At 73.3% G+C, this 24597-nt stretch carries 21 protein-coding genes; 14 read left to right on the top strand and 7 right to left on the bottom strand.

The window, feature by feature from the left end:
• On the bottom strand, positions 1–1482 hold a 1482-nt coding region (locus ACWEV0_RS21435), incomplete at its 3' end, for a DEAD/DEAH box helicase (RefSeq protein ID WP_453150958.1).
• Between the two features lie 479 nt (positions 1483–1961).
• Here ACWEV0_RS21435 and ACWEV0_RS21430 point away from each other — a divergent pair.
• A complete protein-coding gene (locus tag ACWEV0_RS21430; protein WP_453150956.1) occupies positions 1962–2693 on the top strand; it encodes a ferritin-like fold-containing protein in 732 nt (243 codons plus the stop codon).
• 32 nt (positions 2694–2725) lie between these two features.
• On the opposite strand, the gene ACWEV0_RS21425 is transcribed toward ACWEV0_RS21430, so the two are convergent.
• From ACWEV0_RS21425 to ACWEV0_RS21410, 4 genes are all read right to left on the bottom strand, one after another.
• A complete protein-coding gene (locus ACWEV0_RS21425; protein WP_453150955.1) occupies positions 2726–2995 on the bottom strand; it encodes a hypothetical protein in 270 nt (89 codons plus the stop codon).
• Positions 2996–3163: 168 nt separating this feature from the next.
• Positions 3164–3391 (bottom strand): DUF3107 domain-containing protein, encoded by a 228-nt coding sequence (locus ACWEV0_RS21420; protein WP_453150954.1) that lies wholly within the window; start codon positions 3389–3391, stop codon positions 3164–3166.
• Positions 3392–3551: 160 nt separating this feature from the next.
• Positions 3552–4211 carry a TetR/AcrR family transcriptional regulator gene (locus ACWEV0_RS21415; protein ID WP_451606736.1) on the bottom strand — a complete coding sequence of 220 codons (660 nt, stop codon included), beginning with the start codon at positions 4209–4211 and terminating at the stop codon, positions 3552–3554.
• Positions 4212–4391: 180 nt separating this feature from the next.
• On the bottom strand, positions 4392–4607 hold the full coding sequence (locus ACWEV0_RS21410) for a hypothetical protein (RefSeq protein WP_453150953.1): 216 nt from the start codon (positions 4605–4607) through the stop codon (positions 4392–4394).
• A gap of 326 nt (positions 4608–4933) precedes the next feature.
• Between ACWEV0_RS21410 and ACWEV0_RS21405 the strand changes: the two genes are divergently transcribed.
• The 12 genes from ACWEV0_RS21405 (at position 4934) to moeZ (ending at position 19320) form a co-directional block, all read left to right on the top strand.
• Positions 4934–5926, top strand: a complete 993-nt coding sequence (locus ACWEV0_RS21405; RefSeq protein ID WP_453150951.1) for an alpha/beta fold hydrolase — start codon at positions 4934–4936, stop codon at positions 5924–5926.
• 8 nt (positions 5927–5934) lie between these two features.
• Positions 5935–7245, top strand: coding sequence for a DUF3152 domain-containing protein (locus tag ACWEV0_RS21400; protein WP_453150950.1), 1311 nt, complete (start codon positions 5935–5937; stop codon positions 7243–7245).
• A 112-nt stretch (positions 7246–7357) separates the two neighbouring features.
• A complete protein-coding gene (locus ACWEV0_RS21395; RefSeq protein ID WP_453150949.1) occupies positions 7358–7450 on the top strand; it encodes an Ms4533A family Cys-rich leader peptide in 93 nt (30 codons plus the stop codon).
• Positions 7451–7636: 186 nt separating this feature from the next.
• The gene (locus ACWEV0_RS21390; protein ID WP_453150947.1) at positions 7637–9367 is read left to right on the top strand and encodes an ABC transporter substrate-binding protein; all 1731 of its coding nucleotides are present in this window, start codon (positions 7637–7639) and stop codon (positions 9365–9367) included.
• Positions 9364–10353, top strand: a complete 990-nt coding sequence (locus ACWEV0_RS21385) for an ABC transporter permease (protein ID WP_453150946.1) — start codon at positions 9364–9366, stop codon at positions 10351–10353. The genes ACWEV0_RS21390 and ACWEV0_RS21385 overlap by 4 nt, the downstream gene beginning before the upstream one ends.
• Complete coding sequence (locus tag ACWEV0_RS21380) at positions 10350–11339, top strand: ABC transporter permease (RefSeq protein ID WP_453150944.1); 990 nt, start codon at positions 10350–10352, stop codon at positions 11337–11339. The genes ACWEV0_RS21385 and ACWEV0_RS21380 overlap by 4 nt, the downstream gene beginning before the upstream one ends.
• On the top strand, positions 11336–12937 hold the full coding sequence (locus ACWEV0_RS21375) for an ABC transporter ATP-binding protein (protein WP_453150943.1): 1602 nt from the start codon (positions 11336–11338) through the stop codon (positions 12935–12937). Before ACWEV0_RS21380 ends, ACWEV0_RS21375 begins: the two co-directional genes overlap by 4 nt.
• A 196-nt stretch (positions 12938–13133) precedes the next feature.
• Positions 13134–14843 (top strand): DUF3492 domain-containing protein, encoded by a 1710-nt coding sequence (locus tag ACWEV0_RS21370; RefSeq protein ID WP_453150942.1) that lies wholly within the window; start codon positions 13134–13136, stop codon positions 14841–14843.
• Between the two features lie 13 nt (positions 14844–14856).
• On the top strand, positions 14857–16152 hold the full coding sequence (locus tag ACWEV0_RS21365; protein ID WP_453150941.1) for a hypothetical protein: 1296 nt from the start codon (positions 14857–14859) through the stop codon (positions 16150–16152).
• 184 nt (positions 16153–16336) lie between these two features.
• Positions 16337–17299 (top strand): NAD-dependent epimerase/dehydratase family protein, encoded by a 963-nt coding sequence (locus tag ACWEV0_RS21360; protein ID WP_451606746.1) that lies wholly within the window; start codon positions 16337–16339, stop codon positions 17297–17299.
• On the top strand, positions 17287–18066 hold the full coding sequence (locus tag ACWEV0_RS21355; RefSeq protein WP_453150940.1) for a spherulation-specific family 4 protein: 780 nt from the start codon (positions 17287–17289) through the stop codon (positions 18064–18066). The genes ACWEV0_RS21360 and ACWEV0_RS21355 overlap by 13 nt, the downstream gene beginning before the upstream one ends.
• A 75-nt stretch (positions 18067–18141) precedes the next feature.
• Positions 18142–19320, top strand: coding sequence for an adenylyltransferase/sulfurtransferase MoeZ (moeZ, locus tag ACWEV0_RS21350; RefSeq protein WP_453150939.1), 1179 nt, complete (start codon positions 18142–18144; stop codon positions 19318–19320).
• Between the two features lie 125 nt (positions 19321–19445).
• Here the strand turns inward: moeZ and ACWEV0_RS21345 are convergent, their stop codons facing one another.
• Together ACWEV0_RS21345 and ACWEV0_RS21340 are read right to left on the bottom strand one after the other, a co-directional pair.
• Complete coding sequence (locus ACWEV0_RS21345; protein WP_453150938.1) at positions 19446–21029, bottom strand: alpha/beta hydrolase; 1584 nt, start codon at positions 21027–21029, stop codon at positions 19446–19448.
• Between the two features lie 173 nt (positions 21030–21202).
• The gene (locus tag ACWEV0_RS21340) at positions 21203–24025 is read right to left on the bottom strand and encodes a lysylphosphatidylglycerol synthase domain-containing protein (protein ID WP_453150937.1); all 2823 of its coding nucleotides are present in this window, start codon (positions 24023–24025) and stop codon (positions 21203–21205) included.
• Between the two features lie 177 nt (positions 24026–24202).
• On the opposite strand from ACWEV0_RS21340, the gene ACWEV0_RS21335 reads away from it, so the two are divergent.
• A complete protein-coding gene (locus tag ACWEV0_RS21335; RefSeq protein ID WP_453150936.1) occupies positions 24203–24544 on the top strand; it encodes an MGMT family protein in 342 nt (113 codons plus the stop codon).
• The last annotated feature ends 53 nt before the right edge of the window (positions 24545–24597 follow it).

Here is a 24597-nt window from a genome sequence, read left to right as displayed (position 1 = left end):
GCCACATAGCCGTGCTCGCCGCGTACGAGCAGCTCGCGGAAGGCGCCCTGGCGGGTGGTGTCGGCGAGCCGCTGCCCGACACCGAGCGCGGCGGCGGCGCGGACGGCGCGGGCCGGTGGCGTCGGCGTCCGCGTCGGCGGCGGGAACGGCGGTCTGCTCGGCGGTCGCCGGGCTCGCCTGGTCGGCGAGCTCGCCACCGCGGGTGCGGCGGCGCTGGCGCGGCGTACGGGTACGGGCCGGGCTCTCCTCGGCCTGCGGCTCGCGGCGCGGGGCGCGGCCACGGCGGCCGCCGGGCTCGCCGAGGTCCTCGATCTCCTCCGCGTCGAGGCCGGCGCGGGTGCGCTCGGCGCGCGGCAGGATGCCCTTGGTGCCCTCGGGGATGTCGAGGAGCTCGTACAGGTGCGGCGAGCTGGAGTACGTCTCGACCGGGTTGCCGAAGTCGAGCTCCAGCGCCTTGTTGATCAGCTGCCAGCGCGGGATGTCGTCCCAGTCGACCAGCGTGATCGCCGTACCGCTCGCGCCCGCGCGGCCGGTGCGGCCGATGCGGTGCAGGTAGGTCTTCTCGTCCTCGGGGGACTGGTAGTTGATGACGTGCGTGACGCCCTCGACGTCGATGCCGCGCGCGGCGACGTCGGTGCAGACGAGCACGTCGACCTTGCCGTTGCGGAAGGCGCGCAGCGCCTGCTCGCGGGCCCCCTGGCCGAGGTCGCCGTGGACGGCGCCGGACGCGAAGCCGCGCCGCTCCAGCTGCTCGGCGATGTCGGCGGCGGTCCGCTTCGTCCGGCAGAAGATCATCGCGAGACCGCGGCCGCGCGCCTGCAGGATGCGGGAGACCATCTCCGGCTTGTCCATGTTGTGGGCGCGGAACACGTGCTGCGTGATGTTCGCGTGGGTCGCGCCCTCGTCGTCCGGCGAGGTGGCGCGGATGTGCGTGGGCTTCGACATGTAGCGGCGGGCCAGGCCGATGACCGCGCCCGGCATGGTCGCCGAGAACAGCATGGTCTGGCGCTTCGCCGGAAGCATGTTCATGATCTTCTCGACGTCGGGCAGGAAGCCCAGGTCGAGCATCTCGTCGGCCTCGTCCAGGACGAGGACCTTGACGTGGGACAGGTCGAGCTTGCGCTGGCCGGCCAGGTCGAGCAGTCGGCCCGGGGTGCCCACGACCACGTCGACGCCCTTGTTGAGGGCCTCGACCTGCGGCTCGTACGCCCGGCCGCCGTAGATGGCGAGGACGCGCACGTTGCGCACCTTGCCGGCGGTGAGCAGGTCGTTGGTGACCTGCTGGCACAGCTCGCGGGTGGGGACGACGACGAGCGCCTGCGGGGCGTCGGTCAGCTGCTCGGGCTTGGCCCGGCCGGCCTCGACGTCGGCGGGGACGGTCACGCGCTCCAGGATCGGGAGGCCGAAGCCGAGGGTCTTGCCCGTACCGGTCTTGGCCTGGCCGATGACGTCGGTGCCGGAAAGGGCGACCGGAAGGGTCATCTCCTGGATGGGGAAGGGGGTGACGATGCCGACGGCCTCCAGGGCCTCGGCGGTCTCGGGGAGAATTCCGAGCTCTCGGAACGTAGTCAGGGTGCTGCCTCTTCTGTGAGACGCGGCGCGAGGCGAACGAGGGGGGTCTCACCGTGCCTGGAACTTCCTGCGGGATCTGGGAGATCTCCGCCGGGTGGCGCGGGACCGCTGCCTTCGCTCGAGCGTCGTGCCGCTGAGGGACCCTTCGGCAGGCCGCCGGAAGGGCTGTCGGGCCGGAGCCGATCGGGCCACCGACCGGGCATCCTCATTCATGCGTCGGCCCACCGGGTACGTCCGAACGTGCGAAAGCATGTCCGCATACTCAGCAGGCGCCTTACCACTGTACCCCGGAATCGCGCATGTGTGTCGGGAGAATTCCCACCGAGGTCACGGTCACAGTCACTGACCAGGGCCCTTGGGCGACGACGGAGCGGGCTATTGTGCGCTTCATGGAGACGCCCGACAACGCCACACCCACCGGTATCGCCGCCCAGGACTGGGCCACGGCCTCCGCCGTGCCGCAGTACCGCGCCGCCGTGATCGACCTGCTCGGCGCCCTCGCCTACGGCGAGCTCGCGGCCTTCGAGCGGCTCGCCGAGGACGCCAAGCTGGCGCCGACCCTCGCGGACAAGGCCGAGCTGGCGAAGATGGCCTCCGCCGAGTTCCACCACTTCGAGCAGCTGCGCGACCGGCTCGCCGCCGTGGACGTCCCGCCGACCGAGGCGATGGAGCCGTTCGCCAAGGCACTGGACGAGTTCCACCGCCAGACCGCCCCGTCCGACTGGCTGGAGGGCCTGGTCAAGGCGTACGTCGGCGACTCGATCGCCAGCGACTTCTACCGGGAGGTCGCGGCCCGCCTCGACTCCGACACCCGCGCCCTGGTGCTCGGCGTGCTCGACGACACCGGCCACGGCAACTTCGCCGTCGAGAAGGTCCGCGCCGCGATCGACGCCGACCCGCGGGTCGGCGGCCGCCTCGCCCTGTGGGCGCGCCGGCTGATGGGCGAGGCCCTGTCGCAGGCGCAGCGCGTGGTCGCCGAGCGCGACGCGCTGTCGACGATGCTGGTCGGCGGCGTGGACGGGATGGCGGCGGGCTTCGACCTCGCCGAGGTCGGCCGGATGTTCTCCCGCATCACCGAGGCGCACACCAAGCGCATGGCCGCGCTCGGCCTCGCCGCGTAACGCGTTTCGTCGGCCGTGACGGCCGCGGTCGCTCAGACCGCGGCTGATCGGCGCAGTCGTCGCGAGGCGGGCCGGATCAGCAGCGACAGCAGGACGGCCGCGATCGCGACGGCGCCGATCAGGGTGGCCAGGAAGTGCCCGGGCCCGAGGGCGCCGTGGGTGACCAGGGCGCCGAAGACGCCGCCGAGCGTCCCCGTGGTCAGGACGGCGCCCCGTGCGGGGAGGCGGTCGGAGAGCCGGTGCACGGCTACCCAGGCCAGGGCGAAACCGAGCAGAGCGGAACCGAGGGCTTCCAGGAACACGGCGGATCACCTCGCGGGGGTGTGCGGGGCGGGCAGTTCGGTCACACCCGTCCTACCCGGTCACTCGTGATGACAATCCTCCCCATACGCCCTGACGTGGGCAGACACGGACAGGAGAAGGGCCCGGCGGACCGAAGTCCACCGGGCCCTCACCCGTCTGTGTGTCGCTCAGAGCGCGCCGAAGCCCACCCGACGCACCGCCGGCTCACCGAGCTCGACGTACGCGATCCTGTCAGCCGGCACCAGGACCTTGCGGCCCTTCTCGTCCGTCAGGCTGAGCAGCTGCGCCTTGCCGGCCAGCGCGTCGGCCACCGCGCGCTCGACCTCCTCGGCGGACTGTCCGCTCTCCAGCACGATCTCCCGGGGTGCGTGCTGCACGCCGATCTTGACCTCCACGGCTATGTCCCTCCGAACGGTCAGCCTTGCGCGTGGGTCCCGCGCCGTACTCGCCCACATTAGCCCGGTGAGGGGACGGACACGGCGCGCGCAGGGAACGCCAAGAGCGAACAACCGCGGGCACCGGGCCCCTCGTACCGTCCTCCGTGCCGGGAGGTGCTCAGTGGCCCTCGGCGCTCAGCTGTCCTTCCGCGCCGTGCAGCGGGAAGCCGGCGATGCCGCGCCAGGCCAGCGAGGTCAGCAGCGCCACGGCCTTGTCCCGGGGGATGGCGGACTCGCTGGACAGCCAGTAGCGGGCGACGACCTGCGAGACGCCGCCGAGGGCGACGGCGAGCAGCATCGACTCGTCCTTGGCCAGGCCGGTGTCCTCGGCGATCACGTCGGAGATCGCCTCGGCGCACTGCAGCGAGACCCGCTCGACGCGCTCGCGCACGGCCGGCTCGTTGGTGAGGTCCGACTCGAAGACCAGACGGAAGGCGCCGCCCTCGTCCTCGACGTACGCGAAGTAGGCGTCCATGGTGGCCGCGACGCGCAGCTTGTTGTCCGTGGTGGACGCGAGGGCCGCGCGCACCGACAGCAGCAGGGACTCGCAGTGCTGGTCCAGCAGCGCCAAATACAGCTCCAGCTTGCCCGGGAAGTGCTGGTAGAGCACGGGCTTGCTGACGCCGGCCCGCTCGGCGATGTCGTCCATGGCGGCCGAGTGGTACCCCTGGGCGACGAACACCTCCTGGGCCGCGCCGAGGAGCTGGTTCCGTCGGGCACGGCGCGGCAGGCGCGTGCCCCGAGGGCGTGCTGCCTCTGTCTGCTCGATGGCGCTCACGCCGCCTCCCAAAGTTCGATCCATGCGCGCTGTGACGTCGCGCCGCCATCGTACTTTTGGGTAACCCGGCTGTGCGCGGTGCGAACGCAGAATTTCACGGACCGGACGCCTGGGGCGAGAGGCGACGGCCAAGTAGTTGGACGGTAAACCGAACAAATCAATGAAGGACCATGTGGCTACTCAGCGGTAGTCGTCCTCGTCGAGCGTGACGACCCGCGCCTGCTCGATGGCGTCCGCGTCGTTCGCGGCGTCGTGCTTGATGTGGTTGAGGGGCTCGTCCTCGTGCTGCTGCAGTTCGGTGTGCTGCTCGGCCGCGTCGGCCTCCGGGATCTCCTGGTCGAGCACGACGTCCTCTTCCTCGGTGAATGTGTCCGGCTCGTTCGGGTCGACAGTCATGCGGTTCCTTCCGGCGAGCGGGTCTGTCCGTCCCTTCCGGCGGGCGGGTCCGCGGGCGCTGTCCGAGGGCCGTGCCGGCCCTCACTCCGAGCGTAGGAGTTCCTCCGGTGCACCGCACCCGATCCGGCACCCGTACGGCGTCGTCCTGCGCCCGATCGTGCGAGCCGCCGTGCCCGCGCGAGCCCGGACCCCGGCGCCGCGTCCGATTCCGCGAGCGGCCGAGACCTCCTTCGACCGGGCGCCGCGTCCGTTCCTGTGACGCCACCCACACTCCTGTGACGCCACCCACACACGCCCGGGCGTGATCGTCTCGTAATATCGCTGCCATGTCCTCGACCGAGCTGCCGGAAACCCGGACCGCCGCCTCGCCCGCGACCCGGCCGCCGCGCACCGTGCGGGTCGCCGACGGCGAGGAGCTGCGGTCCGTCGCGCTGCCCGGACTCACCCTCACCGTTCGCGCGCGGCCCGCCCACCGCACCGGTCTGCCGCCCGCGCTGTACGTGCACGGGCTCGGTGGCTCCTCCCAGAACTGGTCGGACCTGATGCCGCTGCTCGCCGACCTCGTCGACGGCGAGGCGGTCGACCTGCCCGGCTTCGGCGACTCGCCGCCGCCGGACGACGGCAACTACTCCGTGACCGGTCACGCCCGCGCGGTCATCCGGCTGCTCGACGCCGCCGGCCGCGGCCCGGTGCACCTGATCGGCAACTCCATGGGCGGCGCGGTCGCCACCCGGGTCGCCGCCGTGCGCCCCGACCTGGTCCGCACCCTCACGCTGATCTCCCCGGCCCTGCCCGAGCTGCGCGTCCAGCGCAGCGCCTGGCCGACCGCGCTGCTCGCGGCGCCCGGCATCGCGTCGCTGTTCGCGCGGCTGACGAAGGACTGGACGGCGGAGCAGCGGGTCAAGGGCGTGCTCTCCCTCTGTTACGGCGACCCCGGCCGGGTCTCCGAAGAGGGCCTGCGGCATGCCGTCGAGGAGATGGAGCGGCGCCTGGAGCTGCCGTACTTCTGGGACGCCATGGCCCGCTCCTCGCGCGGCATCGTCGACGCGTACACGCTCGGCGGCCAGCACGGACTGTGGCGGCAGGCGGAGCGGGTGCTCGCGCCGACGCTGCTCGTGTACGGCGGCCGGGACCGGCTCGTCGGCTACCGGATGGCGCGCAGGGCGGCCGCCGCCTTCCGCCGTTCGACACTGCTCACGCTCCCGGAGGCCGGGCACGTGGCGATGATGGAGTATCCGGAGACCGTCGCCGCGGCGGTACGGGAGCTGATCACCGGAGCCGCCGACGCGCGGCCGGTGGCGGCCGAGGGCGGGAGCTGAGCCGGACCGTGGGACGACATAGTCGCAAGGGCCCCGCCGCCCCGGTGGACGACACCGGGCAGCGGGAGGCCACAGGGCCGGGGCCGGGGACGGGGCGACGCAGGCGGACCGGCGGGCAACAGCCCCCGGCGGCACCGCAGCCCCCGCGCCCGTACGACGGCACGTACGAGATGCCGGGCCGGAGCCCGTACGAGACGCCGGGTCAGGGCACGCCGATGTACGGCACGCCCGCGCACGGCACGCCGGTGTACGGCACCCCCGCACACGGCACCCCGGCGCACGGGACCCCGCGCCACGCTGGGGCCTACGAGACCTCCGGCCGGCCCTTCGTGCGCGGCGGGCACCCGGCCCACCCCGAGGCGGCGGCCCCGGCGGCCCGCTACCCGTACGCGAAGCCCTCACCCGCCGGCCCCGCGGCCCCGTTCATACCGGCACCGCGCCGGGAGACGCCCCCCGCGCCGGAGCAGGCCGCGCCGGCCCCCGAGCCCCGGGAGCGGGCCAAGCCGGGCGCCGCCCTCGGCCGTACCCTCACCGGGATCGCCGCGGCCGCCATCACCACCGTCCTCGCGGTCGTCATCGCCGGCCAGGTCGCCGAGAGCGACGGCGACGGCGCGCGCGCGACGCACGCCGCCGACGACTCCGCCGACCGCATCGGCGCGGAGAGCCCCGCCTCGCGCTCCGACGACCGGGCCGCGCCGTCGAAGCCGGCCGCGCCGCCGACGTACGAGCAGCTGATGGCCCGCCAGTTCCCGATCGACCCGCATCTGAAGGGGTCGGGGGAGTTCGCGACCGTGCCCGGTCTCGACAAGGCGCCCGGCAAGGGGCGCACATACCGCTACCGGGTCGACGTCGAGAAGGGGCTCGGCCTCGACGGGACGCTGTTCGCGCAGGCCGTGCAGAAGACCCTCAACGACCGGCGCAGCTGGGCCGGCAAGGGGGAGATGACCTTCGAGCGGATCTCCACCGGCGACCCGGACTTCGTGATCACGCTGGCCAGCCCGGGCACCACCGGCGCCTGGTGCGCCAAGTCCGGCCTCGACACGACGGTCGACAACGTGTCCTGCGACTCGGCCTCCACCCAGCGCGTGATGATCAACGCGTTCCGCTGGGCGCAGGGCTCGGTCACCTTCGGCCCGCACGCGATGCACGCGTACCGCCAGATGCTCATCAACCACGAGGTCGGGCACCGGCTCGGGCACAGCCATGTGAGCTGCCGCACGCCGGGCGCGCTCGCGCCGGTGATGCAGCAGCAGACGAAGTCGCTGGACATCGACGGGATCAAGTGCCGCCCCAACCCCTGGGTGCATCCGGAGAGTTGACGGCCAGGCGGATTCCGGTGCGATTCCGCTGAGCCCATATCGTGGGACAGGTGTCTCATGGACGCCGGCCTTCGCGTTGACATCGCTCAGGCGTTCGTCCATATTTCTCGGCATGTCGAACCGAGCCGTCAACACCGAGCGCGCCCTTGAGCTGGCGCTCTTCGGCGTGACCGGCCACGCGGTCGCCGACATCCTCTGTCGCTGACGCCCGCCCGAGCGCGCGCGTCGGCTTACTCGCACTTCCAGTGCAGCCGTTTTCAGCGTTTCCCGCGCCCGGGTTCCCATCCCGCGGGCGCGCTCTCCCCTCCCCCTCCTCCGGGCCGGATCCGGTTCGGCGTGCCTGCGGAACTCCCTTGCTCCTTCCCGCAGTTCACCCCGAGAGGTTCCTCCGATGCGTCCATCGTCCGTGATTTCGCGCCGCGTGGCGGCCGCCGCCGTCAGTCTCGTCCTGGCCTCGGGCGCCGTCGCCTGCGCCGGACCGCAGGACGCCACCGGCGGAGGATCCGCCGGCAAGGGCGCCGGCAGCGCCCCGAAGAAGGGCGGCACCCTCACCGTCCTCAACGGCGAGGCGCAGAGCGACTTCGACCCCGCCCGGCTCTACACCTCCGGCGGCGGCAACATCCCGTCCCTCGTCTTCCGCACGCTCACCACCCGCAACCGCGAGGCGGGCGCCGCCGGCACCCAGGTCGTTCCCGACCTCGCCACCGACACCGGCCGCCCGAACAAGGACGCCACCGAGTGGACGTACACCCTCAAGGACGGGCTGAAGTACGAGGACGGCACGCCCATCACCAGCGCCGACATCAAGTACGGCATCGAGCGCTCCTTCGCCGCCGAACTCTCCGGCGGCGCCCCCTACCTGCGCGACTGGCTGGTCGGCGGCGAGACCTACCAGGGCCCCTACAAGGACCCGAAGGGCCTCCCGTCGATCGTCACGCCCGACGCGAAGACCATCGTCTTCAAACTGCGCAAGCCCGAGGGCGAGTTCCCGTTCGTCGCCACCCAGACGCAGTTCGCGCCCGTCCCCAAGGCCAAGGACAAGGGCGCGAAGTACGAGGAGCACCCGGTCTCCTCCGGCCCGTACAAGGTCGTGAAGAACGAAAACGACGGTGAGCACCTCGTCCTGGAGCGCAACCCGCACTGGGACCCGAAGACCGACGAGGAGCGCAAGGCGTACCCCGACCGGATCGACGTCAGGTCCGGTCTGGACGAGGCCGTCATCAACCAGCGGCTCGCCACCTCCTCCGGCGCCGACGCCGCCGCCGTCACCACCGACACCAACCTCGGCCCCGCCGAACTCGCCCAGATCGGCTCCGACAAGGAACTCTCGGCCCGCGTCGGCACCGGCCACTTCGGCTTCACCAACTACATCGCCTTCAACCCGAAGGTGAAGCCCTTCGACAACCCCAAGGTCCGCCAGGCGATCTCCTACGCGGTCAACCGCACCAGCGTCGTCAACGCCGCCGGCGGCTCCGCGCTCGCCGAGGCCGCCACCACCTTCCTGCCCGAGCAGAAGTCCTTCGGCCACACCCCCTACGACCACTTCCCGGCCGGGAAGACCGGCGACCCGGCCAAGGCGAAGCAGCTGCTCAAGGAGGCCGGCTACCCGAACGGCCTGACCGTCACCCTGCTGCACTCCACCGCCCAGAACCGCACCACCAGCCCCGAGATCGCCACCGCCGTCCAGGAGGCGCTCGCCAAGGCCGGCATCACCGTCAGGCTCGACGGCCAGGAGCCCAACGCCTTCAACGAGAAGCGCTGGAGCGTCAAGGACGCGCCCGGCTTCTTCCTCTCCCGCTGGGGCGCCGACTGGCCCGCCGGCGGGCCCTTCCTCGCGCCCATCTTCGACGGCCGGCAGATCGTCACCGACGGCTCCAACTACAACCACGCCCAGCTGAACGACCCCGCCGTCAACCACGAGATCGACGAGATCAACAAGCTCACCGACCTCAAGGCCGCCGCCGCCCGCTGGGGCGCCCTCGACAAGAAGATCGGCGAGCAGGCGCTCGACGTGCCGCTCTTCCACCCCGTCTACAAGCGGCTCGTCGGCAAGGACGTCAAGAACGTCGTCATCAGCGACTGGACCGGAGTCCTCGACGTCTCGCAGGTCGCCGTCAAGTGACCGCGCTGACCGACCTCCCGGCACCCGTGGCGGGCGGCGATCCCGCCGCCACGGGCGCCGCCCGGCGCGTGTGGCAGCGGCTGCGCACCCGCCCCGCCGCCCTCACCGCCGGCGCCGTCCTCGTCCTGCTCGTCCTGCTCGCCGCGCTCGCGCCGCTGCTCGCCGCCCTCGCGGGTCAGGACCCGCACAGCTACCACGACGACCTCGTCGACTCCGCCCGCGGCGGCGTCCCGTACGGCTCCTTCGGCGGGATCAGCGCCGAGCACTGGCTCGGCGTCGAACCCGGCACCGGCCGCGACCTGTTCGTCCGGCTCCTCTACGGCGCCCGCGTCTCGCTGCTCGTCGCGCTCGGCGCCACCGCCGTGCAGGTGCTCATCGGTGTGGCGCTCGGCCTCGCCGCCGGCCTCGGCGGACGCCGGGCCGACGCCGTCATCGGCCGGATCACCGACGTGTTCGTCGCCCTGCCGTTCCTCGTCCTCGCCATCGCGCTCACCGCCGTCGTACCCCGCGACTTCCCGCGCCCGCTGCTGCTGATCCTGGTCATCGGACTGATCGGCTGGGCCGGCACCTCCCGGATCGTGCGCGCCCAGACACTCACCCTGAAGAGCCTCGACTTCGTCTCCGCGGCCCGGCTGGCCGGCTCGGGGCGCTGGCGCACCGCCCGGCGCGAACTGCTGCCGTCGCTCGCCGCGCCCGTGCTCACGTACGCGGCGGTCCTCGTGCCCTCCAACATCGTGACCGAGGCGTCGCTGTCCTTCCTCGGGGTGGGCGTCACCCCGCCCACACCGTCCTGGGGGCAGATGCTGTCCACCGCGCAGACCTGGTTCCGGGCCGATCCGGCGTACGTGCTGCTGCCGGCCGGAGTGCTCTTCGCGACCGTGCTCGCCTGCACCGTCCTCGGCGACGCCGTGCGCGCCGCACTGGACCCGCGCGAGGCGGCCCGCGTGCGGGCACCGCGCCGGGCCGGCAAGGAGAAGACCTCATGACCCGCTATGTCCTGCGGCGGCTCGCGGGCGCCGCCCTCGTCCTGCTCGCGCTCTCCGTCCTCGTCTACGCGCTCTTCTACGTCGCCCCCGGCGACCCCGCCCGGCTCGCCTGCGGCGAGCGCTGCAACCCACAGCAGATCGCCCAGGTGCGTGAACAACTCGGCCTGAACGAGAGCGTGTTCGCGCAGTACCTGCACTTCGCCCAGGGCGTCGTGGCCGGCCGGGACTACTCCGGCGGCACCGGCGTGCTGCACTGCGACGCGCCCTGCCTCGGCCTCTCGTACCAGACCGACCAGCAGGTCACCGACGTCATCCTGGAGCGCCTGCCGGCCACCGCCTCGCTCGCGCTCGGCGCCATGGTGATCTGGCTCGTCGTCGGCGTCGGCACCGGACTCCTCTCGGCGCTGCGGCGCGGCGGACTCACCGAGCGCGCCCTCACCGTGCTGACCCTCGCCGGCACCGGCACGCCCGTCTTCATCCTGGGACTGCTCCTCCTCATGGCGGTCTGCGCCTATCTGCGCTGGCTGCCCTTCCCGACGTACGTGCCGCTCGGCGAGGACCCCGAGCAGTGGGCATGGAACATGCTGCTTCCCTGGCTCACCCTCGGCTTCTTCGAATCCGCCAAGTACGCCCGGCTGACCCGGAGTTCCACCCTGGAGACGCTCGCCGAGGACCACATCCGCACCTTCCGCGCCTACGGGGTGGGGGAGCGGGGCGTCGTCACCCGGCACGCGCTGCGCGGGGCCGTGCCGCCCGTCATCGCGCTCAGCGCCCTCGACCTCGGCTCGATGTTCGGCGGCGCCGTGCTCACCGAGTCCCTCTTCGGCATCCCCGGACTCGGCAAGACCCTCATCGACGGCGTCCGCCAGATCGACCTGCCCGTCGTCGTGGGCGTCGTGCTCCTCATGGGCGTCGCCGTGGTCGTCGCGAACGTCGTCGCCGACCTCCTCTACGCCGTCGCCGACCGAAGGGTGGTCCTCGCGTGAGCGTCCCCGTCGTCACCGTCGAAGGTCTCACCGTCGCCTTCGACGACTCCGTCACCGCCGTCGACGACCTCTCCTTCACCCTGGACGCCGGCCGCGCCCTCGCCCTCGTCGGCGAGTCCGGCAGCGGCAAGTCCACCGTGGCCGGCGCCCTCCTGGGCCTGCACCACGGCACCGGCGCCCACGTCGGCGGCCGGGTCACGGTGGGCGGCATCGACGTCGGTTCGGCCGGCCCGGCCGAACTGCGCAGGCTGCGCGGCGGCGTGGCGGCGATGGTCTTCCAGGACCCGCTGTCCGCCCTCGACCCGTACTACGCGATCGGTGACCAGATCGCGGAGGTATATCGGATCCACCATCTTGGATCCAAGAAGGCCGCCCGCGCCCGCGCCGTCGAGGTCCTCGACCGCGTCGGCATCCCCGACGCCGCCCGCCGCGCCCGCTCCCGCCCGCACGAGTTCAGCGGCGGCATGCGCCAGCGCGCGCTCATCGCGATGGCGCTCGCCTGCGAGCCGCAGCTCCTCGTCGCCGACGAACCGACCACCGCCCTCGACGTCACCGTCCAGGCCCAGATCCTCGACCTGCTCCACGAGCTGCGCCAGGAGACCGGCATGGCCCTGCTGCTCGTCACCCACGACGTCGGCGTCGCCGCCGGAAGCGCCGACGACATCCTGGTCATGCGCGGCGGGCGGGCGGTCGAACGCGGGCCCGCGGCGCGGGTGCTCGCCGCACCCTCGGAGCCGTACACCCGCGAACTGCTGAGCGCCGTGCCCCGGCTCGACGGGCCGCTGCGCCCCGCCCCGGCGGCGCCGCCCGCCGGTGAGCCGCTGCTCGAAGCGGTCGGGCTGCGGCGCGAGTTCGGGCGCGGGAAGGCGAAGGTCACGGCCGTCGACGGCGTGTCGCTGACCGTACGGGCCGGGGAGACCCTGGGCGTCGTCGGCGAGTCCGGCAGCGGCAAGACCACCCTCGGCCGGATGCTCGTGCGCCTGCTCGACCCGAGTGACGGCCGGCTTCGGTACGCCGGGACGGAGATCGGCCGGCTGTCGGAGCGGGAACTGCGCCCGCACCGGCGCGAGCTCCAGATGGTGTTCCAGGACCCCGTCTCCTCGCTCAACCCGCGCCGCTCGGTCGGCGAGTCCGTCGCCGACCCGCTGCGCGCGGCGGGCGAGCGCGACGACCGGCTCGTACGGAACCGGGTGCGGGAGCTGCTCGACCGGGTGGGGCTCGACCCCGACCGGTACGACGCCTACCCGCACGAGTTCAGCGGCGGCCAGCGCCAGCGCGTCGGCATCGCCCGCGCGCTCGCCGCCCGGCCGCGCCTGATCGTCTGCGACGAGCCCGTCTCCGCGCTCGACGTCACCACCCAGGCCCAGGTCACCGCCCTGCTCGCCGACCTCCAGGCCGAACTCGGCCTCGGGCTCGTCTTCATCGCCCACGACCTGGCGGTGGTGCGGCAGGTCAGCGACCGGGTCGCCGTGATGCGGGGCGGGCGGATCGTCGAGCAGGGCACCGTCGAGGAGGTGTACGGAGCGCCCCAGGACCCGTACACCCGCAAGCTCCTCGCCGCCGTCCCGGCCCTGGAGCGGGCGCCCGCAGCCGCCTGAGGCGATCGCACGGACAGTGATGTGACGATCTCGTAGCGCGACAAAACGCGACCGCGGTGCGAAAGTTACGAGCATTCACCCCTTCCGGTGGCGCGATGGACAACCGTCCGTCGCGCCACCGTCATATCCGCTTACGTTCTTCCCGCCGCGGGACACCAGTCACGGCAGACGTCACGGGAGAACGGGGGTGTTGCTCATGCGGATCGGACTGCTCACGGAGAGTGGCTATCCGTACGCCACGGGTGAGTCCGGCCTCTGGTGCGACCGGCTCGTCCGCGGACTCGCGCCGCACGAGTTCGACGTCTACGCACTCGGCCGCGACGCCCGACCCGACGCCGCCGGACCCGCGCACCTGCCGCCCAACGTGCGCGGGGTGCACACCGCCGCGCTCGGAGAGGCCGGTGACGACGGCGAGCCCTTCGCCCGCCGTACCGGATACGGGCGGCGCGAGCGCCGGCGCTTCGAGGCCGCGTTCGCGGAGCTCGCGCACGGCATCTGCGCCGAGGACGGGGAGAGCGGCGCCGGCGCGACCGCGGCCGGGGGCGCCGGGGCCGAGCGGTTCGCCGCCGGGCTCTACGGGCTCGCCGAACTCGCCCGCGAGCACGGCGGACTGCCCGCCGCGCTCCGCTCCGAGTCCGCCGTCCGGATCCTGGAGTCCGCCTGCCGCGCACCCGGCGCGCGCCGCGCCGTCGCCGCCGCCACCGTGCCCGACCAGCTCGCCTTCACCGAACAGCTGGAGCGCGCGCTGCGCCCGCTCTCGCTCGGCTGGTACGACGAGACGGAGCCCGGCGCGGACGCCGCCGACGGCGCGCGGGGCGGCGGCCTCGCGCTCGTCGACCTCTGCCACGCCGCCTCCGCCGGCGCCGCCGCGCTCCCCGGCCTGCTGGCCAAACGCTTCTTCGGCACCCCGTTGCTCGTCACCGAGTACGGCGTCCAGCTCCGCGCCCACTACCTCGCCGCCACCGGCGCCCCCCTCGCCACCCCCGTCCGCGCCCTGCTCGCCGCCTTCCACGGCCGGCTCGCCGGCGAGGTCTACCGCCAGGCCGCGCTGCTCACCCCCGGCAACGCGCACGCCCGCCGCTGGCAGGAGAAGTGCGGCGCCGACCGGGCCCGGCTGCGCACCGTCCACCCCGGCATGGACGCCGACCGCTTCGCCGAGGTCGGCGAGGACGAGGAGAGCGGCGACCCGGCGACCCTCGCCTGGATCGGCCGGGTCGAACCCGCCAAGGACCTCGTCGCACTGCTGCACGCCTTCGCCGAGGTGCGGCGGCAGCAGCCCGACGCCCGGCTGCGGATCATCGCCGCGCCGGTCCGGGAGCCGGGCGCGGCCGCGTACCTCGCGCACTGCCGGGGCCTCGCCGAGCAGCTCTTCCCCGACGAGGCGAGCGGCGTGCACGCGGTCGGCGAGAACCCGGTCTCCTTCGAGGAGCTGGGCGGCCCCGAGGCCCCCACCCTGGAGGACGCGTACGCCGCCAGCGCCGTCGTCGTCCTCTCCAGCGTCGTCGAGGGCTTCCCCGTCGGCCTGGTCGAGGCCATGTTCTGCGCCCGCGCCACCGTCTCCACCGACGTCGGCGCGGTCGTCGAGGTCATCGGCGGCACCGGACTCGTCGTCCCGCCGCGCAACCCCAAGGCACTCGCCGACGCCTGCCTCGCGCTGCTGCGCGACCCCGAGCGGCGGTACCGCCTGGGCGCCGCCGCCCGCGCCCGGGCCCTGGAGCTGTTCACCGTCGAACAGAACCTCGCGGCGTTCCGCGGCATCTACCTCGAACTCCTCTCCCACTCGCCGGTCCGCCGCCGGACCAGCCGCGGCGTGCCCTTCGCCCACCCCGCCGAGGCCCATGTGCCGGGCAGCTGGGCGGACCAGCCGGTCACCGCCGCGGCCGGAACGGGAGACCCCGATGCCTGAAGGAGGCACAGCCATGCGCGGCCCCGCCGCTCCCACCAGCCCCGGCCCCTGGGACTCCCGCTCCGAGGCCCTGCTCAAGGCCGCCGCCCTCGCCCCGGCGCCGGCAGCCGTGGAAGCCCTTGCCGAAGCGATTCAGCAGCCGGCGCAGCAGCCGCCGGCGCAGCCCGTGTCGGAGTCCGTGCCGGAGTCCGCCCCGGAGGCCGTCCCGCCGCCCGCACCGCAGTCCGTACGGACGGGCGCCCGGCGCGGACCCGCCGACCCCGTCAAGGCGCTGATGCACCGCCACCGCGAGCTGTGCGAACGGGCCGTCGACGCCCTGGAGATCGCCGCCGGACTCGAAGCGCACGGCGTCACCGACCGGACCGCCGCCCGCTTCCGGCACCGGGACGTCTTCTCGCTCGCGGAAGAGCTGTACGCGCGCGTGCCGCGCGGCGAGAACCCCCGCACCCGTACCGAGCCCGCCGCCCCGCCCCGTACCCCGTGGACCGGGTGGGCGCTCACCACCTGCGCGCCCGGCGCCGTCGCCGCCCTCGCCGTCACCGGGCTCGCCCTCACCACCGGGGCGGCGCGGACCACGGCCGGCGTACTCGGGGCGCTCGGCCTCGCCGCCGCCGTGCTCGCCGCCGTACGCAACGGGCCGCTGCGCGCCGGCGGTCGCGCGGTGCCCGCCACCCCGCTGTGGATCCTGTGGCTCCTCGCGTACGCCGCCACCGGCGACGGCGTCCTCGACCAGCTGCTCACCGGCGGACCCGACGACGCCCCGACCGTCGTCACCCCGCTCGACGGCCCGGCCGGCACCAACTGGCTCCTCGACACCGGCCCGCTGCTCGCCCTCGCCCTCTCCGTCGCCCCCGCCGCCTGGTGCGCCCACCTCTTCGCCGTCCGCGCCCGGCGAAGACTCGCCGCCAGCCGCGGCCTCGCCGACTTCGCCGCCGGCACCAGACCGCTGCTCCTCGGCAGCGTCGCCCTCCACCTCGCCGCCCTCACCGGACTGCTCGTCCTCACCGGCTTCCACCCCGGCGCCCTCGCCCTCGGCACGCTGCTGCTGCTCGCCCGGCTGCTCGCCGTGCACGGCTTCGCCGAGGCCGCCGACAGCGTCCTCATGACCACCGCGTCCGCCGAGGCCCTCGTCCTCGCGAGCGTCCTCGCGGCCCGCCTCCCGGGCTGCGACTTCCTCGGCACCCCCGTCCGCGCCGTCGTCGCCCTCTGGGGACCGGCGGCCCCGCCCACCCTGCTCTGCGGCACGGCGGCCCTCGCCCTGCTGATCCACGCCACCGGCGCGCTCTCCCGCGCCTCGGCCCACGCCTGACCCGTACGCCCCCCCCACGAACCCTGCCCGCCTTGACCCCCCACCGGTGCACCCCGCGCACCCGCGGAGCCGACGCCGCGGGCGTGCCCTCCCCGTACCCGATCCCTCGCCACTCGCAAGGAGACGAAAGAGACATGACGCACCACCTCCCCACCACGGCCGGTCGGCACGAAGGGGCCGCACGATGAGGGTGCTGCTGCTCGGAGCCAACGGATTCATCGGCCGGTTCGTCGCCGACCGCCTGCTCGCCGACCCGGCCGTCCACCTCACCGCGCTGGGCCGCGGCGACGACGCCGACGTCCGGTTCGACCTCGCCACCGGCAGCCCCGGCGCGCTGACCCGGTTCTTCGACGCCGTCCACCCCGGAGTCGTCGTGAACTGCGCCGGCGCCACCCGCGGCGGCGCCCGCGACCTCACCCGGCACAACACCGTGGCCGTCGCCACCGTCTGCGAGGCGCTGCGCCGCAGCGGCTGCGGCGCCCGGCTCGTCCAGGTCGGCTGCGCCTCCGAGTACGGGCCGAGCCAGCCGGGCTCGTCCACCGCCGAGGACGCGGTGCCGCGGCCCGGCGGCCCGTACGGCGTGTCCAAGCTCGCCGCGACCGAGCTGGTCCTCGGCTCCGGCCTCGACGCCGTCGTGCTGCGGGTCTTCTCGCCCGTCGGCCCCGGCACCCCGGCCGGCTCCCCGCTGGGCCGGCTCGCCGAGGCGATGCGGCGCGCCATGCAGGCGGGCGACGGCGAGCTGAAGCTCAGCGGCCTCGGCGTCCAGCGGGACTTCGTGGACGTCCGGGACGTGGCCCGGGCCGTGCACGCCGCCTCGCTCTCCGCCGCCCAGGGCGTCGTCAACATCGGCACCGGCCGGGCCGTGAAGCTCCGCGACGCCGCCGCCGTCCTCGCCAGGGTCGCCGGATACGCCGGCCAGCTCCACGAGCTCGACGGGCCGCCGCCGCGCCCGGTCATCGGCGCCCCGCGCACCGAGGCCACCATCGCCGAGCAGCTGGCCGCCGCCCCCTACCCGTACCCGGACGGCTGCGGCCCCTGGCAGCAGGCCGACGTGCGCACCGCCCGCGACCGGCTCGGCTGGCGGCCCCGGATCAACCTGGAGGAGTCCCTCGCCGACATCTGGATGGAGGCGGCATGCCGCATCTGACCGCCACCGGCACCGGGACGGTCACCGAGATGGGGGTGGGCGTTCCCGGCTACGCCCACCCCCTGCTCGCCCCCGTCGAGTGGGCCGAGCTGACCCGCCCCGGCACCCCCGTGCACTGGGCCGTCCTCAACGTGGCCGACGGGCCGGGCGACCGGCCCGACCCGCACTGCCTGGAGGCCGCGGGCAAGCTGCGGAACGCGGGCGTCCGGGTGCTCGGGCACATCGACCTGTCGCACGGCTCGCGCCCCTTCGGCGAGGTCGTCTCGGACGCCCAGCGCTACCTCGACTGGTACCGGGCCGACGGCTACTACCTGGACCGGTGTCCCGCCGACCGGGCCGACCTGCCGGGCGTACGGCGCATCGCCGGCACCCTGGAGGCGCTGCACGAAGGCGAGGGCGGGGGCGGGGCCGGCGGTGGGGGCGGGGGCGGAGTCCACCTCGTCCTGTCGCACGGCGTCCACCCGTACCCGGGCTACGCGGAGACCGCCGACCAGCTCGTCACCTTCTCCGGCGCGTGGGCCGACTACCGCTGGTCGCAGGTGGCCGAGTGGACGGCCGACTATCCGGCCGCGAAGTTCGTCCATCTCGTCCACGGAGTGCCCAGGACGCATCTGGACGAAGCCCTCCGAATCGCCCGCTGGCAGGGCGCGGCCACGGTCTTCATGACCGATCGGCGGGCCCGCCCGGGACAAAGCGACCAATTCCATACTCTGCCCGGTTACTGGGACGAAATCGTCTCGCGGATCGGACGGGGTGTCTCGGAATGAGGAGGGCCATGGCAGTGTTATGGGGAGAACAACCGTCGTAAAGACATCCCGACCAGCTGTATTGATGAGGTCTCCGTGTCGCTGCCACCCCTGGTCGAGCCGGCTGCCGAGCTCACCGTTGACGAGGTCCGCAGGTACTCCCGCCACCTGATCATCCCTGATGTCGGGATGGACGGGCAGAAGCGGCTGAAGAACGCCAAGGTGCTCTGTGTGGGCGCCGGCGGGCTCGGCTCCCCGGCCCTGATGTACCTGGCCGCGGCCGGCGTGGGCACGCTCGGCATCGTGGAGTTCGACGAGGTCGACGAGTCGAACCTGCAGCGCCAGATCATCCACAGCCAGTCCGACATCGGCCGCTCCAAGGCCGAGTCGGCGCGCGACAGCGTGCTCGGCATCAACCCGTATGTGAACGTGATCCTTCACGAAGAGCGGCTCGAGGCCGAGAACGTGATGGACATCTTCAGCCAGTACGACCTGATCGTCGACGGCACGGACAACTTCGCGACCCGCTACCTGGTCAACGACGCGTGCGTGCTGCTCAACAAGCCGTACGTGTGGGGCTCCATCTACCGCTTCGACGGCCAGGCCTCGGTCTTCTGGTCCGAGTACGGCCCGTGCTACCGCTGCCTCTACCCGGAGCCCCCGCCGCCGGGCATGGTCCCCTCCTGCGCCGAGGGCGGCGTCCTGGGCGTGCTCTGCGCGTCCATCGGCTCCATCCAGGTCACCGAGGCCATCAAGGTCCTCGCGGGCGTCGGCGACCCGCTGGTCGGCCGCCTGATGATCTACGACGCCCTGGAGATGCAGTACCGCCAGGTCAAGGTCCGCAAGGACCCCAACTGCGCGGTCTGCGGCGACAACCCGACCGTCACCGAGCTCATCGACTACGAGGCCTTCTGCGGCGTCGTGTCCGAGGAGGCCCAGGAGGCGGCGCTCGGCTCCACGATCACTCCGAAGCAGCTCAAGGAGTGGATCGACGCGGACGAGAAGATCGACATCATCGACGTCCGCGAGCCGAACGAGTACGAGATCGTCTCCATCCCGGGCGCCCGCCTGATCCCGAAGAACGAGTTCCTGATGGGCAACGCCCTCCAGGACCTGCCGCAGGACAAGCGGATCGTCCTGCATTGCAAGACGGGTGTCCGCAGTGCGGAAGTCCTCGCCGTGCTGAAGTCCGCCGGCTTCGCGGACGCGGTGCACGTCGGCGGCGGCGTCATCGGCTGGGTCCACCAGATCGAGCCGGAGAAGCCGGTCTACTGACCGACCCCTTCTTGAGGTGCTTTTCCGCAGGAGGGCCCGGATCCGTGCGACGGATTCCGGGCCCTCCCGCGTCCGGCCTCCCGCGTCCGGCCTCCCGCGTCCGGCCTCCCGCGGGCGGGCTGTGGCTAGCCGCAGGTGGTGCCGGCCGCCGGCACCTTCCCGGTCAGCAGGTACGCGTCGGTAGCGGCCTTCACGCACTTGCTGCCGCTGCTGTACGCGCCGTGGCCCTGGCCGTTGTACGTGAGCTCCACGCCGACGCCCTTGCCGAGCGCGTCCACCATCGAGCGTGCGCCCTCGTACGGCGTGGCCGGGTCGCCGGTGTTGCCGATGACCAGGATCGGGGCCGAGCCGGGGGCCGAGACGTCCGGGTGGTCCCAGGTGCCCGGCACGGGCCACTGGTTGCAGCTCGCGAGGCCCCAGCCCATGAAGTCGCCGAAGACGGGGGAGGCGGCGCGGAACTCGGGCAGGCTCTCCCTGGCCTGGTCGAAGGTGAAGCGGTCCTTGAAGTCGACGCAGTTGATGGCGGCGTTGGCGGCCTGGATGTTGCTGTAGACGCCGTTCTGGTCACGGCCGTTCATCGAGTCGGACAGCGCGAGCAGCAGAGCGCCGTTGCCCGCGTCGGCCTCGTCGAGCCCCTGCTCCAGATACGGCCAGAACTCCTTGGAGTAGAGGGCCTGCGCGATGCCGTTGGTGGCCTCTGTCTGCGTCAGTTTGCGGTCGCCGATGCCCGCGATCGGGTGCTTGTCGAGCGAGGCCAGCAGATCCGTGATGAAGCCCTCGATCTCGGCGGGCGAAGAGCCGGGCAGCACGCACTCCTCGGCGCGCGCCACGCAGTCCTTGGCGAAGTTGTCGAGCGCGAGCTGGAAGCCTCTCGCCTGCCCGAGCGCGCCCTGCTCCACGCCCGCCGCCGGGTCCACGACCGCGTCGAAGACGGCCCGGCCCACGTTCTTGGGGAACAGGTGGGCGTAGACGCCGCCGAGTTCCGTGCCGTACGAGATGCCGAAGTAGTACAGCTTGTCGTCGCCGAGGACCCGGCGCATCAGGTCCATGTCGCGAGCCGCGTTCTCGGTGCCGACGTAGGGCAGCTGGGCGCCGGACTGCTTCTCGCAGCCGGCGTCGTACTTCTTCTGCGCGTCGGCGAGCGTCTTCTCCTCGGCGGCGTCGTCCGGTGTGAAGTCCAGGGAGTAGTAGACGTCCAGCTCCTTGTCGGAGAGGCATTCCACGGGCTTGCTCCGGCCGACCCCGCGCGGGTCGAAGGAGACCAGGTCGTAGCGGGAGCGCAGCGACTCGAAGTCGTTCGCGAAGCCGGGCAGGCCGGTGACGCCGGAGCCGCCCGGCCCGCCGAAGTTGAAGACCAGCGAGCCGATCCGGTGCGCCTGGTCGCGGGCCTTGGCGCGGATCAGGGCGAGGTCGACGGTGTCGCCGTCGGGCTTGGTGTAGTCGAGCGGCACGGCGAGGAAACTGCACTCCCAGGGCGTTCCGCCGGGCAGCGGCGTCGGCGCGGGCCCGCCGCCCTCCGCCGCGTTCGGCGGCAGGCACGGCGCCCATTCGAGCTTCTGCGCCGCGAGCCGGTCGAGCCCCGAGGGCCCGCTGGTCGCGGGGGCCGCCGCCCCGCCCCCGTCGTCGGAACACCCGGCGGTCAGCAGCAGGGCGGTCGCGGTGAGCGTCGCGGTGAGCAGAGCGGCGCGGCGGCCGGCGGAGATCGGCATGGCCCCATCCTGGGTCGGCGGCCGGGGCGCCGCGCGGGAGGAGGGCCATGCGGGTGGCGTTCTGGCGGTGGCGGGGCGGGGTGGCCGGACGGGGGAGGGCCGAGGAGGGCCGGGGTGGCCGGATACGGCGGAGGGCGGCGCCTACGACGCCGCCCTCCCCCGTGTCCGCGCCGCTACAGCGCCTCGCGCTTGGTCAGCCAGTTGAAGCACAGCCAGCCCGGCAGCACCGGCAGCCACAGCGTCAGGAGGCGGTACAGCAGCACCGCCGGCGTGGCGACCTCCAGCGGCAGGCCCACCGCCACCAGGCCGAAGGTGAGCGCGCCCTCGACCGCGCCGACGCCGCCCGGCGTCGGGGCCGCCGAGCCGAGCGCGTTGCCGGCGAGGAAGACGACGGCCACGCTCGCGTAGCTGAGCGTCGTGTCGCCGTGTCCGAAGGCGCGGATCGAGGCGTCCAGGCAGAAGACGAAGCAGGCGGTGAGCAGCAGCATGCCGCCGATGCCCGTGGCCAGCTTCACCGGCCGCTGGAGCACGTCCAGCATGCGCGGTACGACGCCCGCGAAGAGCGACCGCAGCCGGGTCGACACGAACTTCCGCATGAACGGGATGGCCGTCACGACGAGCACGAGCACCGCCACCGTCAGCAGACCGGCGATCACCGTCCTCGACGGGGTGAACGACTGCGACTTCTCCGTACCGGTCAGATAGCCGAAGGACAGCAGGAGCAGGATGTGCGCGCCGAGCTGGAAGAGCTGCGAGGCGCCGACGCTGGCGACCGCGAGCCCCGGGCGTACGCCGGTGCGCTGGAGGAAGCGGGTGTTCAGGGCGACACCGCCGACCGCCGCCGGAGCGACGATCTTCACGAAGGAGCCGGCGACCTGCGCCGCCACCGTCCGCCAGAAGCCGACCCGCTCCGGCACGAAGCCGAGCAGCGCCATCGCCGCCGCCACATAACTGAGCGCCGAGAAGACGACGGCGGCCGCGACCCAGCCCCAGTCGGCCTGGCTGATCGTCGACATCGGGGTACGGGCGATCTGCGAGAGCAGGAAGTACGCGGCGACCGCGCCCGCGATCAGCGAGACGAGGGTGCGCGGCTTGATGCGTTCGAGCCGGACCGGCTCCACCGGCGCCTGCGGCCGGATCCGCAGCACCTGCTGCCGGATCTGGGCGAGCAGGTCCTCCTCGCGGGCCTCGTCCAGGGCCGTGTCGAGCGCCCGCTTCTCGGCCTTCTTGTCGGCCTGCTTCTCCGCCCGGGCCGCCTTCCGGTCGGTCTCCAGATTGGCCTGGGCCCGCGCCTCCGCCCGGGCCTGCTTGGCCGCCTCGGAGGCCGCGAGGACCGCCTCGCGCTCCCGCTTGGACCGCTCGCGGGCGAGTCGGCGCAGCTCGGCGCGGGTCGACCGGCTGAGCGCGATCGGCTGGAGCAGCGGCAGACAGTCGGCGATCGCGTCCGGGCCGAGCACCTCGACGGCCGCCGCGACCGCCCGCTCGGCGCCGACCCGCAGTCCCAGCGTGGTGAGCAGCTGGGCGATGTCCATCCGCAGGACCAGATCACCGGCCGCGATCTCGCCGCCCCGCAGGTCCGTGAGGATCACCCTGCCGGAACGATCCACCAGAATCGCGTCGCCGGCGAGCCTGCGGTGCGCGATCCGGCGCGACTGGAGCGCCTTGACCTGCCGGTACGCGCTGCGCACCAGGTCGTCGGTGATCTCCTCGTCGTCGAGCGAGTCCAGGGTCCGGCCGCCCAGGTGCTCGTACACGAGCATCACGGCGTCCGGGCCGAGCTCGGAGGTGGCGATCAGCTTCGGCGCGTTCGCGCCCGCCGCGATCGCCGCGTACGCGAGCAGCGCCTCCTGCTCCAGGGCCTGGCGCAGGGACACGATCGAGCGGCGGGTGGTGATGGTGCGCAGGCTGATGCGCCGCCAGGCCCGGTAGAAGAACCCGTGCGCCTGCTGCTCGCGGTCGACGACCGTGACGTCGAGCGGCGGCCCGTCCTCCAGGGTCACGATGTAGCGGCGGCCCCGGTCCCCGCTGTCCTTGTCCCGGTCCTTGTCGGCGGAGTCCGGCACGCCCTCGGCGCGCAGCGCCGTCACCGGCCGGAAGCCGACCCGGCGGAGCCCGGCGAGGAGTGTCTGGCCGGTCGGCCGGACGTTCGGCGAGCCGACCGCGTACAGCGTTCCGTACGCCACCGTCCAGCCGATCAGCACGGTCAGGATGATCGAGAAGGCGGTGGTGTAGCCGGCCACCAGCATCGTGAACGCGTCGAGCAGCAGCACGCCCCACAGCGCCACCCGCCAGCGCGGTCTGCGGGCCATGCCGACGGCGGTCATGTACGCGATGACCGGGGCGAGGTAGTTGTGCACGGGGTCGGTGAGCCCGCCGCCGGACTGCGGCTGCGTCAGCGCGTCCTGGATGGTGCCGGGCGCGGCGTTCGCCACCCACAGGTCCGTGGCGAGGGTCACGCCGTGCGCGAGGACGGCGGCGAGGACGCCGTCGGCGATCCGCAGTCCGTCGCGTTTGACCAGGCGCTCGATCGCGAAGGCGACCGGGACGCACAGGACGGCGATCGAGGACACCAGGCCGGCGATCTTGACGAAGACGTCGGGGGCGCCGCCGGCACCCTTGTTGATGTCCTGCTCCAGGCCGGAGGTGGTGCCGTGGGCGAAGGCGGCGATGGCGAGGACGAGGGCGATGGCCAGGACGCCGACGAGCAGCCGCATCAGGTCGGACGGCCGGTGCACACGGGCGGCGAGGAGCGGCTCGTCGCCGGACACGCGCTCGGGGGCGCCGTCCGGGGTCGGCGCGGACCGTTCCGGCTGTCCGGGCTGCTCCGACGGCGCGGGCTGTCCGGGCTGTTCCGGCTGTTCCGGCCGTCCGGGCTGTTCCGGACGCTCCGGATGCTTCGGACCGGGCTGCCGTTCCGGATCAGGCTGAGGAGCACGCTCCCGAGCGGGCTCGGGCTCGGGCCCGCGCTCGGGCGGGCTGTCGTGCGTCATCACCATGTCCGTCTCTGCATGCTGTGCCGTGGCCGTCGTGGCCGTCGTCTCTAGCGTGGTCTCTTGCTCTTGATCTTGTTCTTGGTCTCGTATCACCAGTCACCGCCCGCACGATGGTGGCACGAAGCGGGGCCGAACGGAGGCATCAGGGGGTTGTCGGTGGGGTGAGGCAGGATGACCCGAATGGAGACACAGGAGCTGCCCGAGCTGCCCGAGTATGCGGAACGGGTCCTTCAGGTCGCCGAGGAGATCCCGCCCGGCCGGGTGATGACCTACGGCGACGTCGCCGAGTGGCTGGGCGAGGGCGGGCCGCGGCAGGTCGGCCGGGTCATGGCGCTGTACGGGGGCTCGGTGCCGTGGTGGCGGGTGGTGCGGTCGGACGGCGCGCTGCTGCCCGGGCACGAGCGACGTGCGCTCGGTCACTACCGGGCCGAGGGTACGCCGCTGCGCGAGCCCAAGGGAGGCCCGGTGAAGCTGGACATGCGGGCGGCGCGGTGGGACGGCGGAGGCGCCGCCGCGGAGTGAGGCGCGGGGTGAGGTACGGGATCCGGGCGCGCGGAATCGCGTAACGTCGAGGT

Source organism: Streptomyces sp. NPDC003943 (assembly GCF_053605265.1).
Note: the sequence above shows the minus strand (reverse complement) of the source record. Positions and strands in the feature narration are given on the sequence as shown.